11 protein-coding genes are annotated in these 15,548 nt (G+C 32.1%); 6 read left to right on the top strand and 5 right to left on the bottom strand.

Annotation, left to right across the window (positions count from 1 at the left end):
* Positions 1–309 precede the first annotated feature (309 nt).
* Complete coding sequence (locus GSY47_RS23595; RefSeq protein ID WP_219071554.1) at positions 310–2,094, top strand: ABC transporter ATP-binding protein; 1,785 nt, start codon at positions 310–312, stop codon at positions 2,092–2,094.
* Positions 2,095–2,266: 172 nt separating this feature from the next.
* Here GSY47_RS23595 and GSY47_RS23590 read toward each other — a convergent pair whose 3' ends face one another.
* The gene (locus GSY47_RS23590; RefSeq protein WP_179004384.1) at positions 2,267–3,436 is read right to left on the bottom strand and encodes a proline dehydrogenase family protein; all 1,170 of its coding nucleotides are present in this window, start codon (positions 3,434–3,436) and stop codon (positions 2,267–2,269) included.
* Positions 3,437–3,683: 247 nt separating this feature from the next.
* Here GSY47_RS23590 and aroB point away from each other — a divergent pair, with 247 nt between their 5' ends.
* The 5 genes from aroB to recQ all read left to right on the top strand — a co-directional run bounded on the left by aroB (position 3,684) and on the right by recQ (position 10,217).
* Positions 3,684–4,751: a 3-dehydroquinate synthase gene (gene aroB / locus GSY47_RS23585; protein WP_179004382.1), complete on the top strand. Its 1,068-nt coding sequence runs from the start codon at positions 3,684–3,686 to the stop codon at positions 4,749–4,751.
* 305 nt (positions 4,752–5,056) lie between these two features.
* Positions 5,057–6,460, top strand: coding sequence for a type III PLP-dependent enzyme domain-containing protein (locus GSY47_RS23580; protein ID WP_091499049.1), 1,404 nt, complete (start codon positions 5,057–5,059; stop codon positions 6,458–6,460).
* Positions 6,461–6,561: 101 nt separating this feature from the next.
* On the top strand, positions 6,562–7,530 hold the full coding sequence (locus GSY47_RS23575) for a deoxyhypusine synthase family protein (protein WP_057117936.1): 969 nt from the start codon (positions 6,562–6,564) through the stop codon (positions 7,528–7,530).
* A gap of 8 nt (positions 7,531–7,538) precedes the next feature.
* Positions 7,539–7,955, top strand: coding sequence for a DNA primase (locus GSY47_RS23570; RefSeq protein ID WP_179004380.1), 417 nt, complete (start codon positions 7,539–7,541; stop codon positions 7,953–7,955).
* A 144-nt stretch (positions 7,956–8,099) separates the two neighbouring features.
* Positions 8,100–10,217 (top strand): DNA helicase RecQ, encoded by a 2,118-nt coding sequence (gene recQ / locus GSY47_RS23565; protein WP_179004378.1) that lies wholly within the window; start codon positions 8,100–8,102, stop codon positions 10,215–10,217.
* Between the two features lie 186 nt (positions 10,218–10,403).
* Here recQ and GSY47_RS23560 read toward each other — a convergent pair whose 3' ends face one another.
* The 4 genes from GSY47_RS23560 to GSY47_RS23545 form a co-directional block, all read right to left on the bottom strand.
* Entirely contained in the window at positions 10,404–10,919 is a 516-nt protein-coding gene (locus GSY47_RS23560; RefSeq protein ID WP_179004376.1) for a DinB family protein, read from the bottom strand.
* A 23-nt stretch (positions 10,920–10,942) separates the two neighbouring features.
* Positions 10,943–13,528 (bottom strand): phosphoenolpyruvate carboxylase, encoded by a 2,586-nt coding sequence (locus GSY47_RS23555; protein ID WP_179004374.1) that lies wholly within the window; start codon positions 13,526–13,528, stop codon positions 10,943–10,945.
* A gap of 91 nt (positions 13,529–13,619) precedes the next feature.
* Positions 13,620–14,099, bottom strand: a complete 480-nt coding sequence (locus tag GSY47_RS23550; protein WP_008468989.1) for an Lrp/AsnC family transcriptional regulator — start codon at positions 14,097–14,099, stop codon at positions 13,620–13,622.
* Positions 14,100–14,176: 77 nt separating this feature from the next.
* Positions 14,177–15,331: a M14 family metallopeptidase gene (locus GSY47_RS23545; protein ID WP_179004372.1), complete on the bottom strand. Its 1,155-nt coding sequence runs from the start codon at positions 15,329–15,331 to the stop codon at positions 14,177–14,179.
* Positions 15,332–15,548: the final 217 nt, after the last annotated feature.

The raw sequence follows: 15,548 nt of genomic DNA, 5'->3' as shown, positions 1-15,548 counted from the left end.
TCGGTGTAAACGAGGTGCTCTGAACCAGCTGAGCTAATCGCCCTATTTTACTAGGTTGCTATCATTTTGTGATTGCGAGTGCAAATATACAGCTAGATTTTGTATTTGCAAGCATAATTTAAAAAATAGTAAAACTTTTTTTTACTTTTTTATTTAGAAACCTATTTTTCAAACTCTTAAAAAAGAAACAAATTTCATTATTTTCTTATAATTTCGTTAAAAAGCTAAAAGAACTCTTCTAATTCTTAATATTACTTTGTAGTAATTCGACTTAGTCATACATTTGCATACCTAAAAATAGTATTTCTAATGGCGCGATTTAAAGAAAATGATTTGCCTAAATCAAAAATAACGGCTACTTCACTTAATAAAGCAAAAACAATTTTTACATACGCAGGGCATCACAAATGGAAATTCTTCATTGGATTGATTTTTCTGCTTCTCACAGGAGCTACTGCCCTTGCCTTTCCTAAATTGATGGGAATGCTGGTAGATTGTGTAAAAAACAAAGATAACGATCAAGCTAATACAATTGCTTTAGGTCTAATTGTAATTCTGTTTCTACAATCTTTCTTCTCATTCTTCAGATTATCATTATTTGTAAACTTTACTGAAAATACACTGGCAAATTTACGTTTGGCTTTATATACCAATTTAGTTAAGCTACCAATGACTTTCTTTTCTCAAAAAAGAGTTGGTGAATTAAACAGTAGAATCAGTGCTGACATTACACAAATTCAAGATACTTTAACTTCGACTATAGCAGAATTTTTACGCCAGTTTATTTTGATTATTGGGGGTATAATTCTTTTAGCGACCGAAAGTTTTAAATTGACTTTATTAATGCTTGCCGTAGTGCCTTTAGTGGCTGTTGCTGCCGTAATTTTTGGAAGATTCATTAGAAAATATTCTAAGCAAGTACAGGATCAGGTTGCCGAAAGTCAGGTAATCGTGGAAGAAACAATGCAGGGAATCAGCATTGTAAAAGCTTTCGCAAACGAATGGTACGAAATTGCACGTTATAAAGGAAAAATTCATGATGTTGTAAAACTGGCTATTAAAGGCGGGAAATACCGTGGTTATTTTGCTTCGTTTATCATTTTCTGTTTATTCGGAGCTATTGTTGCCGTTGTTTGGTACGGAGTTCGTTTGAGCATTGGAGGTGAAATGAGCGTTGGGCAATTAATTTCATTTGTATTATATTCCACCTTTGTTGGAGCTTCTTTTGGAGGAATTGCCGAATTATACGCACAGATTCAAAAGGCAATCGGCGCAACCGAAAGAGTGTTTGAATTATTAGACGAAAGTCCAGAAAAAATCAATCCAGAATATAAAGGCGCCCAAGAAAAAATTAAAGGAAATGTCACTTTTAAAAATGTAGCTTTTAGTTATCCAACCCGTCAGGAAGTTCAGGTTTTAAAAGATGTTAATTTCACAGCCGAATTCGGTCAGAAAATTGCAATTGTTGGTCCAAGTGGTGCTGGGAAATCGACTATATCTTCTCTTTTGCTTCGTTTTTATGATATCACATCAGGAGAAATTACAGTTGATGGGAAAAATATTTATGATTACGATTTAGAAAATCTTCGTGGAAATATGAGTATTGTACCTCAGGACGTAATTCTATTTGGTGGAACTATCAAAGAAAATATAGCTTATGGAAAACCAGATGCAACCGACGAAGAAATTATTCAGGCAGCTAAACAAGCAAATGCTTTCAATTTTGTAGATGGTTTCCCTGAGAAATTTGAAACTTTAGTTGGGGAGCGTGGTGTGAAATTATCAGGTGGACAACGCCAGCGTATTGCCATTGCAAGAGCATTGCTTAAAAACCCAAGTATCTTGATTTTAGACGAAGCAACATCCTCTTTAGACAGTGAAAGCGAAAAACTGGTTCAGGAAGCTTTAGAGGTATTAATGGAAGGAAGAACAAGCATTATCATTGCGCACAGACTTTCAACGATTAGAAACGCTGATAAAATATTAGTTTTAGATAATGGTAGAATTTCTGAAGAAGGAACACATCAAGAATTGATAAATCTAGAAAACGGAATTTATAAAAACTTAAGTAATTTACAGTTTAGTAACTCTTAAAGTATAAATTCCAATTTTTTAAATTCCAAATTCCAATAAAAAACTCCGTTTGTATTGCAAACGGAGTTTTTTATTGTATTGTTTAAAGCAAACCCGACAGGTTTTAAAAACCTGTCGGGTTTATAAATGTTTTGGAATTTGGAATTTTAAAAATTGGAATTTATAATTAATTTTATTTCCCTTTTCTACGTTTACGTTCTGCTTTAATCATAGATAATTCACGGCTTGTTTGTCCAGCAACAGAAGTATTTTCTTCAGCACGACGAATCAAGTATGGCATAACATCTTTTACAGGTCCAAATGGTAAATATTTTGCTACGTTATAACCGTTTTCAGCTAAGTTGTAGCTGATATTATCGCTCATTCCGTATAATTGCCCAAACCAGATTCTGTTATCGCTTTTGGCAATTCCTTTTTGAGCTAATATTTCCATTAATTTATAAGAACTTAGTTCGTTGTGAGTTCCTGCGAAAATTGACATTGTTTCCAAGTGATCTGCCATATACTGTACAGCTGCATCATAATTATCGTCTGTCGCTTGTTTAGAAACACAGATTGGAGAAACATATCCTTTTTCCTCTGCTCTTTTGTTTTCTTTCTCCATATAAGCACCACGAACTAGCTTCATTCCAATATAGAAACCTTCATTTTTAGCAATTTCGTGCAGACCTTTAAGATAATCCAAACGATCCCAACGGTACATTTGTAGAGTGTTAAATACAATTGCTTTGTCTTTATTGTATTTACGCATCATATCCGTAACTAAATCGTCGGCTGCATCCTGCATCCAGCTTTCTTCTCCATCAATCAATAAGGCTACATCTTTTTTATGCGCTTCACTACAGATTTTATCAAAACGAGCTACCACTCTATCCCACTCCGCTTGTTCTGCCGGAGATAAAGTTTGTTTCTCTCCTAATTTCTCATATAATTCAAAACGTCCTAAACCCGTTGGTTTAAAAACTGCAAATGGAATAGCAAGACGCTCTTTTGCAAACTCAACAGTTCTCAATGTCATTTCCAGAGCGGCATCAAACTGCTCTTCTTCTTCTTTTCCTTCAACTGAATAATCTAGTACAGATGAAACTCCTTTAGTGAACATTTTATCTACTACAGTTAAGCAGTCGTTTTCGTTTACACCACCGCAAAAGTGATCAAAAACAGTAGCGCGAATTAATCCTTCAACAGGAAGATGCGCCTTTATAGCGAAATTTGTAACAGCAGTACCAATTCGAACTAAAGGTTCGCTGTCGATCATTTTAAAAAGAAAATAAGCTCTATCAAGTTCTGTGTCACTTTTAAGTGAGAATGCAACTTGAGTGTTATCGAATATTTTTTCCATTAAGTTTAGTTTTTATGCAAAGATAAAGAGTGTTTTGAATATTCTTCATAAAACAGGACGATATTTTTAAGTATATTTAATAAGATTATCAGAAAACACCAATTTATGAAGTAAATGTATACCTGCTTAATTATAATGTAGATAAATAAGGCATGTAAGGCTGTATTTTAAACAAATTAGAGCTAAAGTTTGAAGATTATTTCGTTTAAAATACTTTATTTTTGCGCTTTCAATTAACTAAAGAATCATGAACTCTATTCAAGCCAATAATTATCTCGTACATTTCAACCAAAATGCTTACGAAGCTTTAAATAAACATTTAAGAGAAAATAAATATTCAAACATATTTATAATTGTTGATGATCAAACCAATGAATACTGTCTTCCAAAATTTATTCCACATTTAGAAACAGATTTGGCTATCGAAATTATCGAGTTTGAAGCTGGTGAAGCCAATAAAAATATAGAAACTTGTATTGAAATATGGAATATTCTAACAGAACTTGGAGGCGATAGAAAATCGCTTGTTATTAATGTTGGCGGCGGCGTAGTTACAGATTTAGGCGGTTTTGTGGCTTCAACTTTTAAAAGAGGTGTAGATTTTATCAATGTTCCAACCACTTTATTATCTATGGTTGATGCTTCTGTGGGAGGAAAAACAGGTGTTGACTTAGGAAATCTTAAAAATCAGATAGGCGTTATTAATGTTCCTCAAATGGTTTTAATCGATACGGAATACCTTGAAACTTTACCACAAAGTGAAATGCGTTCTGGATTGGCTGAAATGCTGAAACATGGTTTAATTTATGATGCACCTTATTGGAGACAGTTTTCAGATTTAAAATCGATTGTTTTTGACGAACTGGATCAATTGATTTATCGTTCGGTTGAAATTAAGAATGAAATCGTAATTCAAGATCCAACGGAAAAAAATATCCGTAAAGCATTGAATTTCGGGCATACTTTGGGGCATGCTATTGAAAGTTACTTTTTGGAAAGCGAGGAAAAAACAACTCTACTACACGGAGAAGCCATTGCTATCGGAATGATTTTAGAAAGTTATATTTCACTTCAAAAAGGTTTAATTACTGAACAAGAATATAGAGAAATCAAAACGATTCTCAAAGGTATTTATGATGATGTAATTTTTGAAGAAAATGACATCGAACCGATCTTAGAATTGCTGATTCATGACAAAAAAAATGAATACGGAACAATTCAATTTGCATTAATTGAAGGAATCGGAAAAATAAAAATTAACCAATCCGTTGAAAATAAATTAATTCTAGACGCGTTTCAAGATTATAAATCTTAAACTTTTTTTAATCGAAAGCGTTGCATTTGGTATATTTTATTTTTTACATTTGCCCCATGAAAACAAACAAACAAAGAAGACATTTCAGCTCTTACAGAAACCGCCTCAACAGTTCTTTATTAAGAATGTTGGATCGTTTTTATAATAGTAAAAGTCCATTTTGTTTTGATGTTTTCCAATGTTCAAAAGCGGAGCACGAAAAGCTGCCAATTATATTTGCAAATATTAGAGTTTGAATTTAAGATTTAGCATAAAAAACACTAAATTTAAAATACAATTACAATCTCTAAAACTTTGACAAATAAATGAATACAAAATATTCTGATCTAATAAATCAAACATACTACTTTCCACAAGAGGAATTTAAATTAAACAAAGACAACCTTTTATTTCATAATATTGATTTAATGAAATTGGTTGAACAATATGGTACTCCGTTAAAGTTTACTTATTTACCTCAGATTTCTGAAAATATCAATAAAGCAAAAGCTTGGTTCAGAAAATCAATGGAAAAGAATAAGTACGACGCAAAATACTATTATTGCTACTGTACAAAAAGTTCTCATTTTGAATATATCATGAATGAGGCTTTCAAAAACAATATTCATATAGAAACTTCATCAGCATTTGATGTTAATATTGTAGAGAATTTATTAGAAAACGGAAAAATCAACAAAAGTACTTACGTAATTTGTAACGGTTTCAAAAGAGACGAGTATATTAGCAATATTGCTAGATTAATCAATAATGGGCATAAGAACACTATTCCAATTATTGATAATTATGAAGAATTAGATTTACTTCAGGCAGAAATTAAAGGCAAATTTAAAATCGGAATTCGTATTGCTGCTGAGGAAGAACCTAAATTTGAGTTTTATACTTCAAGATTAGGAATTGGTTATAAAAACATTGTTTCTTTCTATAAAAAACAAATCCAGGAGAATGATAAGTTAGAGCTTAAAATGCTTCACTTTTTCATTAATACTGGAATTAATGATACATCATATTACTGGAATGAGCTTGTAAAATGTATTAAAGTTTACATTGCTCTTAAAAAAGAGTGTCCAACTCTTGACGGTTTGAACATTGGCGGTGGTTTCCCTATTAAAAACTCACTTGCTTTTGAATATGATTATCAATATATGATTGATGAAATCATCAATCAAATTAAAATTGCTTGTGATGAAGCTGAAGTGGATGTTCCAAATATTTTTACGGAATTTGGATCCTTTACTGTAGGCGAAAGCGGTGGTGCAATCTATCAGATTTTGTATCAAAAACAACAAAATGATAGAGAAAAATGGAATATGATTGATTCATCTTTCATTACCACTTTACCAGATACTTGGGCTATAAACAAACGTTTTATTATGCTGGCTATTAATCGCTGGAATGATACTTACGAACGGGTTCTGTTAGGAGGTCTTACTTGTGATAGTGACGATTATTACAATTCTGAACAAAACATGAATGCCATTTATTTGCCAAAGTACAACAAAGAAAAACCACTTTATATCGGTTTCTTTAATACTGGCGCTTATCAGGAGACAATTGGAGGATACGGCGGTCTTCACCACTGTTTGATTCCACAGCCTAAACATATTTTAATAGATCGTGATGAAAATGGTATTCTGGCAACAGAAGTTTTCTCGGAACAGCAGACTTCTGACGATGTATTAAAAATTCTAGGCTACAAAAAAAAGTTATAAAAAAAACGGCAAATTAAGTAAAGGAAATATTTAGAAAATTCTTAATTTGCATTAACATCCAAAAAGGTTAAACTTTTTAATTCAAAAAAAAACAAAAAAAAATGAAAGGACCAATCAGTCAGTTTATTGAAAAACATTATTTGCATTTCAATTCTGCTTCGCTAGTAGATGCTGCAAAAGCATACGAGCAGCAATTAGCCGATGGTGCAAAAATGCTGGTAAGTATGGCTGGCGCAATGAGTACAGCAGAAATTGGAAAAATTTTTGCTGAAGTAATCAGACAAGACAAAGTACATATTATTTCATGTACTGGAGCAAATCTAGAAGAAGACATCATGAATCTTGTAGCTCATTCTCACTATGAAAGAGTTCCAAACTATCGTGATCTAACTCCAGAAGACGAGTGGGCTTTATTAGAAAGAGGATTAAACCGTGTTACTGATACTTGTATCCCTGAACATGAAGCATTCCGTCGTTTACAAAAACACATTTACAAAATTTGGAAAGATGCAGACGATAAAGGAGAACGTTATTTTCCGCATGAATTCATGTATAAAATGTTATTATCTGGTGTTCTAGAAGAATATTATGAGATTGACTTAAAAGATAGCTGGATGTATGCAGCTGCAGAGAAAAATTTACCTATTATCGTTCCGGGATGGGAAGATAGTACAATGGGAAATATCTTTGCTTCATACGTAATTAAAGGAGATTTAAAAGCTTCTACCATGAAATCTGGAATTGAATATATGACTTTCTTAGCAGATTGGTATTCAAAAAACAGTTCAAACGGTATTGGTTTCTTCCAAATCGGTGGTGGTATTGCGGGTGACTTCCCTATCTGTGTTGTACCAATGTTATACCAAGATATGGAGATGCATGATGTTCCATTCTGGAGCTATTTCTGCCAGATTTCAGATTCAACAACTAGTTATGGATCTTATTCTGGAGCAGTTCCAAATGAGAAAATCACTTGGGGTAAACTAGACATCAAAACCCCTAAATTTATTATTGAGTCGGATGCTACAATCGTTGCTCCGTTAATTTTCGCATATTTATTAGATTTATAGAATAATTTATGAAAAGAGTTATAGTAGACTACGCTAAACTTACCAATGAAATTTTAAACCTTTTGGTTGAAAAATTTCCTGATGGTTACGATGATTCGGATGTAATCCGTTTTAGAAATGCTAAAAACGAATTGGTTGAGGCTGTTGAAGTACGTACTGAGGACACTATTTACTTAGTAAAAATTAGTACTAAACTTGCTGACAGAATTGAAAACTACGATGAAGATGATGATTTAGATGTTGATGTAGATGCAATTGCACCAGTAAAAGGTATGGATCTTGATGACGATATTAGCGACGACGATGATGACGACGACGACAATCAAGACAAACCAGATTCTGATGGTGGAGACGATGATGACGATGATGATGACAACGATAAAGCAGATACTGATTACGATGAAGATGAAGAGGATGAAGATTAATTCATTTTCTTTAAAATAAATAAAAGGGAACTCTATTGAGTTCCTTTTTTTATATTTTGAATTAAACTTTAAATAAAATTTATATTTTTATGTTTTGTAAGATTATTTTTAAATTTATTCACTCAACATAAAAATTATACGCCAATGACTTCAGAAATTTTACACGCAACTTTAAAAGAAAATTTTGGTTTTGAAAAATTCAGACCAAATCAGGAAAATATCATAAGCACCATACTTTCAGGACAAGATGCATTAGCCATTATGCCTACTGGTGGTGGAAAATCGATATGCTTTCAGCTTCCAGCTTTAATATTGCCTGGAATTACAATTGTAATCTCTCCTCTGATTGCTTTAATGAAAGATCAAGTTGATAGTTTAAAAACTAATGGAATAGCCGCTTGTTATATTAATAGTTCGCAATCTTCTCAAGAGCAGCAATATTACATTGACAATTTAAAATCAAATCATTTTAAGTTAGTTTATATCGCACCCGAAAGTTTATCTTATTTAGATATGGCTTTTAATGAATTGACAATTAGTTTAATAGCGATTGATGAAGCGCACTGTATTTCCTCTTGGGGACATGACTTCAGGCCGGCTTATACCAATTTAGGTTATTTAAAAAGCCGCTTCCCTTCTACTCCTGTTTTGGCCTTAACAGCTACTGCTGACAAAGCTACTCGTACAGATATTACAAAACAATTGAATCTTAAAAAACCGAAAACTTTTATTGCTTCTTTTGATCGAAAAAACTTAAGTTTAGAAGTACGTCCAGCTTTAGATCGAGTTAAGCAAATAATTGATTTTGTAGAAGATAAACCTAATGAATCTGGGATTATTTATTGTCTAAGCCGTAAAACAACTGAAGAACTTGCTGAAAAATTAAAGAAAAATGGCATTACCGCCAAAGCTTATCATGCTGGTTTAGATAATGATACACGAGCTAAAACTCAGGATCAGTTTATTAATGACGATTGTCAGGTTGTTTGTGCGACTATTGCTTTTGGAATGGGAATTGACAAATCAAATGTACGCTGGGTCATTCATTATAATCTCCCAAAGAATATTGAAGGTTATTATCAGGAAATCGGTAGAGCCGGCCGTGATGGTCTTCCGGCTGAAACCATTTTATTTGAAAGCTATGCAGATGTGATTCAGCTTCAGAAATTTGCATCAGAGGGATTAAACGCAGATATCCAACTGGCAAAATTGGATCGTATGAAACAATATGCAGATGCTGTCAGCTGTCGCAGAAAAATTTTGCTTTCTTATTTTGGAGAACTGGTAACTGAAAATTGCGGAAACTGCGATATTTGCAAAAATCCTCCAACTTTTTTCGATGGAACGATTCTCGCGCAGAAAGCATTATCTGCTATTACACGTTTAAAAGAATCTGAACCTTTAGCTGTTATTGTAGACTTTCTAAGAGGCTCGAGAAATGCGTATATCTACGAAAAAAATTATCAAGAGCTAAAAACGTACGGAATTGGCGGTGATGTATCTTGGTATGACTGGAATCAATATTTAATTCAATTAATAAATTTAGGATATTGCGAAATTGCCTTTCATCAGCATAATAAAATATTGCTTACTGCTTTTGCCAAAAAAGTTTTATTTGAAGGTGAAAAAGTAAAGCTCACAACAGTTGTTAAGAAAGTTATTGAAAAAGTAGAAGCAAAAGAGATCAAAACTAGAGCAGTTAAAAATTCTTTATTTGAAACACTTCGCAAATTGCGTTATGAAATTGCAAAAGAAGAAGAAGTTCCAGCTTATGTTATTTTTAGTGATGCCTCTTTACGTCAAATGGAAATTTTAAGACCAATGAGCGATGAAGAGTTTCTTGCTGTTGAAGGTGTTGGAAAAGCAAAATTGGAAAAATATGGAGACGATTTCATCAAAGCTATTATTGAATTTGAAAGAAATAAATCGGTTGTTAAAAAAGAGAAAAAAGACAGTACATATTCGAAAACATTAGAATTATTTCAAAGCGGACTTTCTGTACAAGAAATTGCAGGACAGCGTAATTTAGGAGAAACTACCATTATTTCTCATTTAGCTAAATTATACGTTGATGGAAATGAAATCGATTTAAATCAATTTGTTTCTGAAGATGAAATTTTGAAAATTGAAAAAGCTCAGATAGAATTAGAGAAGCCTGAAGCACTAAGACCTTACTTTGAATATTTTGAAGAAAAAATGTCTTATGATAAAATTCGGTTTGGATTGGCGTTTTTGGAGAGAAAACTTCAAACTACTAAATAAAAACTTCATTTTTTTCATTTCGACTGAAAGGAGAAATCGCACTAGTTTTTCCACAAAGACAATAGCAAATCTTTGTAGAGTTTCGAGTGCGATTTCTCCTTTCAGTCGAAATGACAAACTGTATACAAACAACAAACCCGACAGTTTTTAAAACTTGTCGGGTTTAATTTATCTTTAAATTGAAACTTATAAATATCTCTCTTCGAAAACTTTTTGATGATGTTTTTGGTGTCCAATCATAATGAAACCCAAAGCCCGAACAGAAATTTGATTACCAGAGGCAGTTCCTATTCTTTTAAGCTGTTCGTCAGATAAACTTTTATAAAACAATAAATTGGAATGTCTTACAGCAGAAAGTTCCATTAACAAATCCTGTAAATGTCTTGAATTAGCATCGGTATTATCTGCATAATCTTGTTCTTCAAAACTTGGTAATGGCGTCTTATCATTTCTTGAAAAACATAAAGCTCTGTAAGCAAAAATGCGTTCAGTATCAATGACATGTTGAATTATTTCTTTAATAGTCCATTTTCCTTCTGCGTAACGATAATCAAATTTATCCATTGGAATATTTTGAACAAATCGGATAAATTCATGTAGAGAGATTTCCAATTCTTCAATCAATTTTCCGTCACCCGCTTGTTTCAGATAAGTCCCGAAATGACCTGAGTATTCATTTTCTAAAATATCGCTGACATTCATGTTTTTAAATTTAAAATTTCGTTTTAAGCAGAGTTTCTACTTGCATTAGTATTTCCAAAAAGAGATCTCGTTACGATTTTTTCGTAAACTTTGATCAGATCTTCATTCGGAGTTTCTGCTTTGTTTAATTCATTAATTCTCAATAAAGCATATTGCTGAATTGTCAATAAAGGCAATACAATACGCTCTCTAATCTGAATTGAAGCAATACCATCAGGATAATTTTCCATCAATGTTTTGTGACCTGCAATTTTCAAAAGAAGTCTCTTTGTTTCTAAAAACTCAGTGTGGATAATATTCCAGAATTCTCCAAACTCAGGATCTTTACTCATGTAAGCAGTTAAAGGCAAGAATGATTTTGCCAATGACATCATACTGTTTTCTAATAAAGTCTTAAAGAATAAAGAGTTGTGATACAAATCACTTACTTTATCCCACTGACCGCTTTCTTCAAAATGTTTTAATGCAGAACCTACGCCAAAAAATCCTGGTACGTTTTGTTTTAATTGACTCCATGAACCCACGAACGGAATCGCTCTTAAGTCAGCAAAATCAAGAGATTCTGATTTACTTCTTTTAGATGGGCGGCTTCCAATGTTTGTTTTAGAGTAGTATTTCAGTGTACTCATTTTTTCCAAATAAGGAATAAACTTTGGATGGTTCTTAAAACTTAAATATTTTTGATAACCCAAATCTGCTAATTGATTTAAAATCTGCGTTTCATCTGCTGATAATTCATTTTTATCTTTAGCAAAAACCTGATTCGTAACTCCGGCAGTTACTAAGTTTTCAATATTGTAACGGCAAGAATCTAAAGTTCCAAAATTAGAACTGATAGTTTGCCCTTGAACAGTAATCTGAATTTCATTATTTTCAATTTTTGGTCCTAGAGAAGCATAGAATTTATGCGTTTTTCCTCCACCACGTGCAGGTGGTCCTCCGCGTCCGTCGAAGAAAATAGCTTTTATTCCATATTTTCTAGAGATTTCAGTCAATGAAATCTTTGCCTGATAAATACTCCAGTTAGCCATTAAATAACCGCCATCTTTTGTTCCGTCGGAGAAACCAAGCATAATTGTCTGCTCGTTTCCTCTAGATTTTAAGTGCTTCGCATATTCAGGATTAGTATATAACTGCTCCATGATTGAATGAGCATTCTGTAAATCATCTACAGATTCAAAAAGTGGAATAATGTCTACAGTAGGATTTTCCCAATTATTCAAACGAATCATTGCGAAAGTTTCCATCACGTTCAAAGCACTTTCATTATTACTGATAATGTAACGGTTTGCTCCTTCTTCACCATTATTTCTTTGAATAGTTTTGATCGCTTGAACAGATTCTAAAGTAGATCTTGTAATTTCATCTTCAAAATCAGCTGGATTTAAATCTCCTTTCATTTTAGACAAAACATCAATTTTTTGATCTTCTGTTAGTTCATAATAATTACCAGGGAAAATAGAAGATCCAGATTTCTGGTAAAAATCAACTACATCCTTAAATACTTTATTGTGAATTTTACTGTTTTGGCGAATATCTAAAGTAGCAAAGTGGAATCCGAATAAATTAATTTTCACTAAAAGAGCTTCTAATTCATCTAGATATAAAGACTGATGTTTTTCAATGATAATCTCTCTTACCTTATTCAACTGCGTTAATAATTCATCCAAAGTGATAAAAATATCTCCTTTAGAATAGAATACAGAACGGTAAAGTTTATGTTCAAGGTCGGATACTAAAGTGTCTACACCTGAGAAAGTTAGCTTACGTTTTAAATTTCTCATTTCTACGTAATAGCATTTTAAAATTGAAGTTCTTAAACGATCCGCAACTTTAAGTGTAATTTCTGTAGTAACAAATGGATTTCCGTCACGGTCTCCTCCTGGCCAGAAACCAAGCTTAATCAATTGGTTTTTGATCGGTGTTCCTTCATTAATATTTTTTTGCAAATAATGTACAATTTCTCCAGCTGTAGCATAAAATACATTTTCCAAATACCAAATCAAGCTTACTGCTTCATCATAAGGATTTGGTTTTTCGTGCTGGATAAAAGGCGTTTTTCCAAGCTGCGCTAGTAATTGTTTGATTTTAAGCAAATCATTCTGGCGAATAGCTTCTGTTAAATCGTTAATAATTCCCAATACAGGACCAGGATAAAACTGAGTTGGGTGCGCCGTTAAAACTGTACGAACATTAAAGTTTTCTAAAAACTCTATTAATTCATCATCTTTTTCTTTTGCATCTGACTTTTCTTTAATATCACGTAAAGAGCCACGCCCTTCCATATTGTTTACTTCTGGAAATGCGGCATCTTCAATAGCATCAAATAATACAATCTGGCGCTCTATGTACTGAATAAATCGAAACATTAAATCAATTTTTTCAGTTTCAGAAGCATTACTTAGAAATTTATTAGAAAAGAAATCAAAAATTTCTTTTGGTGTTTCTTGTTTTTTAAAACCCGTTTCGCAAGTTTCTGTAAATAAAGGAAGTAAAACTCCTGTATTATCTATAGAATCAAATGGTAATGTTATAAAAACACTATTATAAATGTGGTATTTTGAGAGAACGTCTTGATTAAAACGCTCAATTTTCGGCAACGTATACATAATCGTGTTATAGTTGATTGGTTAATTAGTCATAAAAAAACCCCAAGAATAAACTTGAGGTATATTTTTATATAGCATTCAAGAAAAGTTATTACATATTTTTGAAAATAGTATGCATCAAACGTTTCTTATCGTTTATACTTTCCTCTAAAGAAATCATAGTTTCAGTTCTGTAAACACCATCGATGTCGTCAATCATGAAGATAACCTCTTTTGCGTGCTTAGTATCTTTTGCTCTAATTTTGCAAAAGATATTGAATTTTCCTGTAGTTACAGAAGCTACAGTAACGAATGGAATTTGGTTAATTCGCTCTAATACAAATTTTGTCTGAGAGGTATTATTTAGAAATACACCCACATAAGCAATAAAAGAATACCCTAATTTATCGTAATCTAAAGCTAAAGAAGACCCCATGATTATACCTGCGTCTTCCATCTTTTTTACTCTAACATGTACTGTTCCAGCAGATATCAATAATTTTTTTGCAATGTCAGTAAACGGAACTCTCGTATTGTCTATTAACATATCTAAAATCTGGTGATCTACTTCATCTAAACGAAATTTACTCATAATTGTTTAATTAATATTACTAATTGCTATTACAAAGTATAAAATTATATATAAAAAACAAGAAATTCACATAAAAATTAACTTTTTATTAATCCATTAACAAATTTAACATTTTTATTTAAATAAAAATTTGCTTTTTGACCCACTTTTGGAAAATTTGAGAAATCATCCGAATATTCTTCGCCTTTTGCGTCATATTCATAATGTCCAAAGAAATTTTCCAAATCACCTACTTCAGCAATGTAGGCGTTAAAATGAATCTTATTTTCGATTAATTCTTCTTTGTATTGTGCGACAAAATTCGTAATAATTTCGATACCATCATAATTTATTTTGACATTTTTATACATAAAATCATAAAAAACCACGTTATTTTGTGAAATATTCAAATATTCACCAATTCGATTATTTACTAAATCGTTTTCGGAAATAAGTTTGAAGCTCAGAATTAACGAGAAAAATATGTACTTACGAGTAATTTCTCTTTCGTAATCGCCTGGATAATGTCCTGCTTCAAATAAGATTGTTGGAACTCCTAAATATTGAAAAGTGTCTCCAATACAATTAATATTAAAAGAGTCATCAAAACGTCCAACCTGTCCTGGAATATATTCCTGAAGCACTTTATTAATGCCTGCTATGATATTTATGGCTTTTTGTCTGTTCTCGTTTACTTCTCTTTCCTCATTATAAGAAGGCGCTAAAAAAGAAACTGTTGCTGGTTTTCCTTCAGTTCCTGCTCCAAAAATAGTACGCTGATCATGAAGATTAAAACAATAATGCGGTTTAAAGTCTTCAAAAATTTTACGCAAAACATTACTTTCTGGCTGAGTTAAGTCTTGTGAGTCACGATTTAAGTCAATTTCGTTGGCATTTGCTCTCGTATATAATCTAGCTCCATCTGGATTTAAAATAGGAATCCAATAAAAAGTAAAGCTGCTAAGCATTCTTTTAGCGAAGTCCGTTTCATCATTCAATAAATTAATAAAGTCAAATGATGCTTTAGTTGTGGTACTTTCGTTTCCGTGCATTTGTGACCATAAATACACTCGCGTTGGACCAGTACCAATTTGATAACTATATATAGGTTCGCCTAAAACAGACTTTCCAATAATTTGTACTTGATTGTTGGTATTTAATCTATCTAAAATGGGCTGAATATGATCTAATGTCAAATATCTCCCAGATATACTCTGCTCTTTGTATTGTATAAAAAGATTTTCTAAATTCATTATGTTTTGATTAGTTAACAAAAGTAAAGATCTTTATTTTTACAATTATAAAACCTCGAAAGCTTTAACAATTTAATAGTGTAACCATTTTTTTGAAACAACAACTGAATTTTTTATTGTAAAATTCTAATCTTTATAAAAAGTATATTTATACCTAATTTTTCATAATTGAAAAATTAGCGCATATTTGGATATTGGTACAGAAAATTTTCAAATA

Origin of the sequence: Flavobacterium quisquiliarum (assembly GCF_019308285.1) — a bacterium.
Classification (GTDB): domain Bacteria; phylum Bacteroidota; class Bacteroidia; order Flavobacteriales; family Flavobacteriaceae; genus Flavobacterium; species Flavobacterium quisquiliarum.
This window is presented reverse-complemented; position numbering and strand designations above follow the sequence as displayed.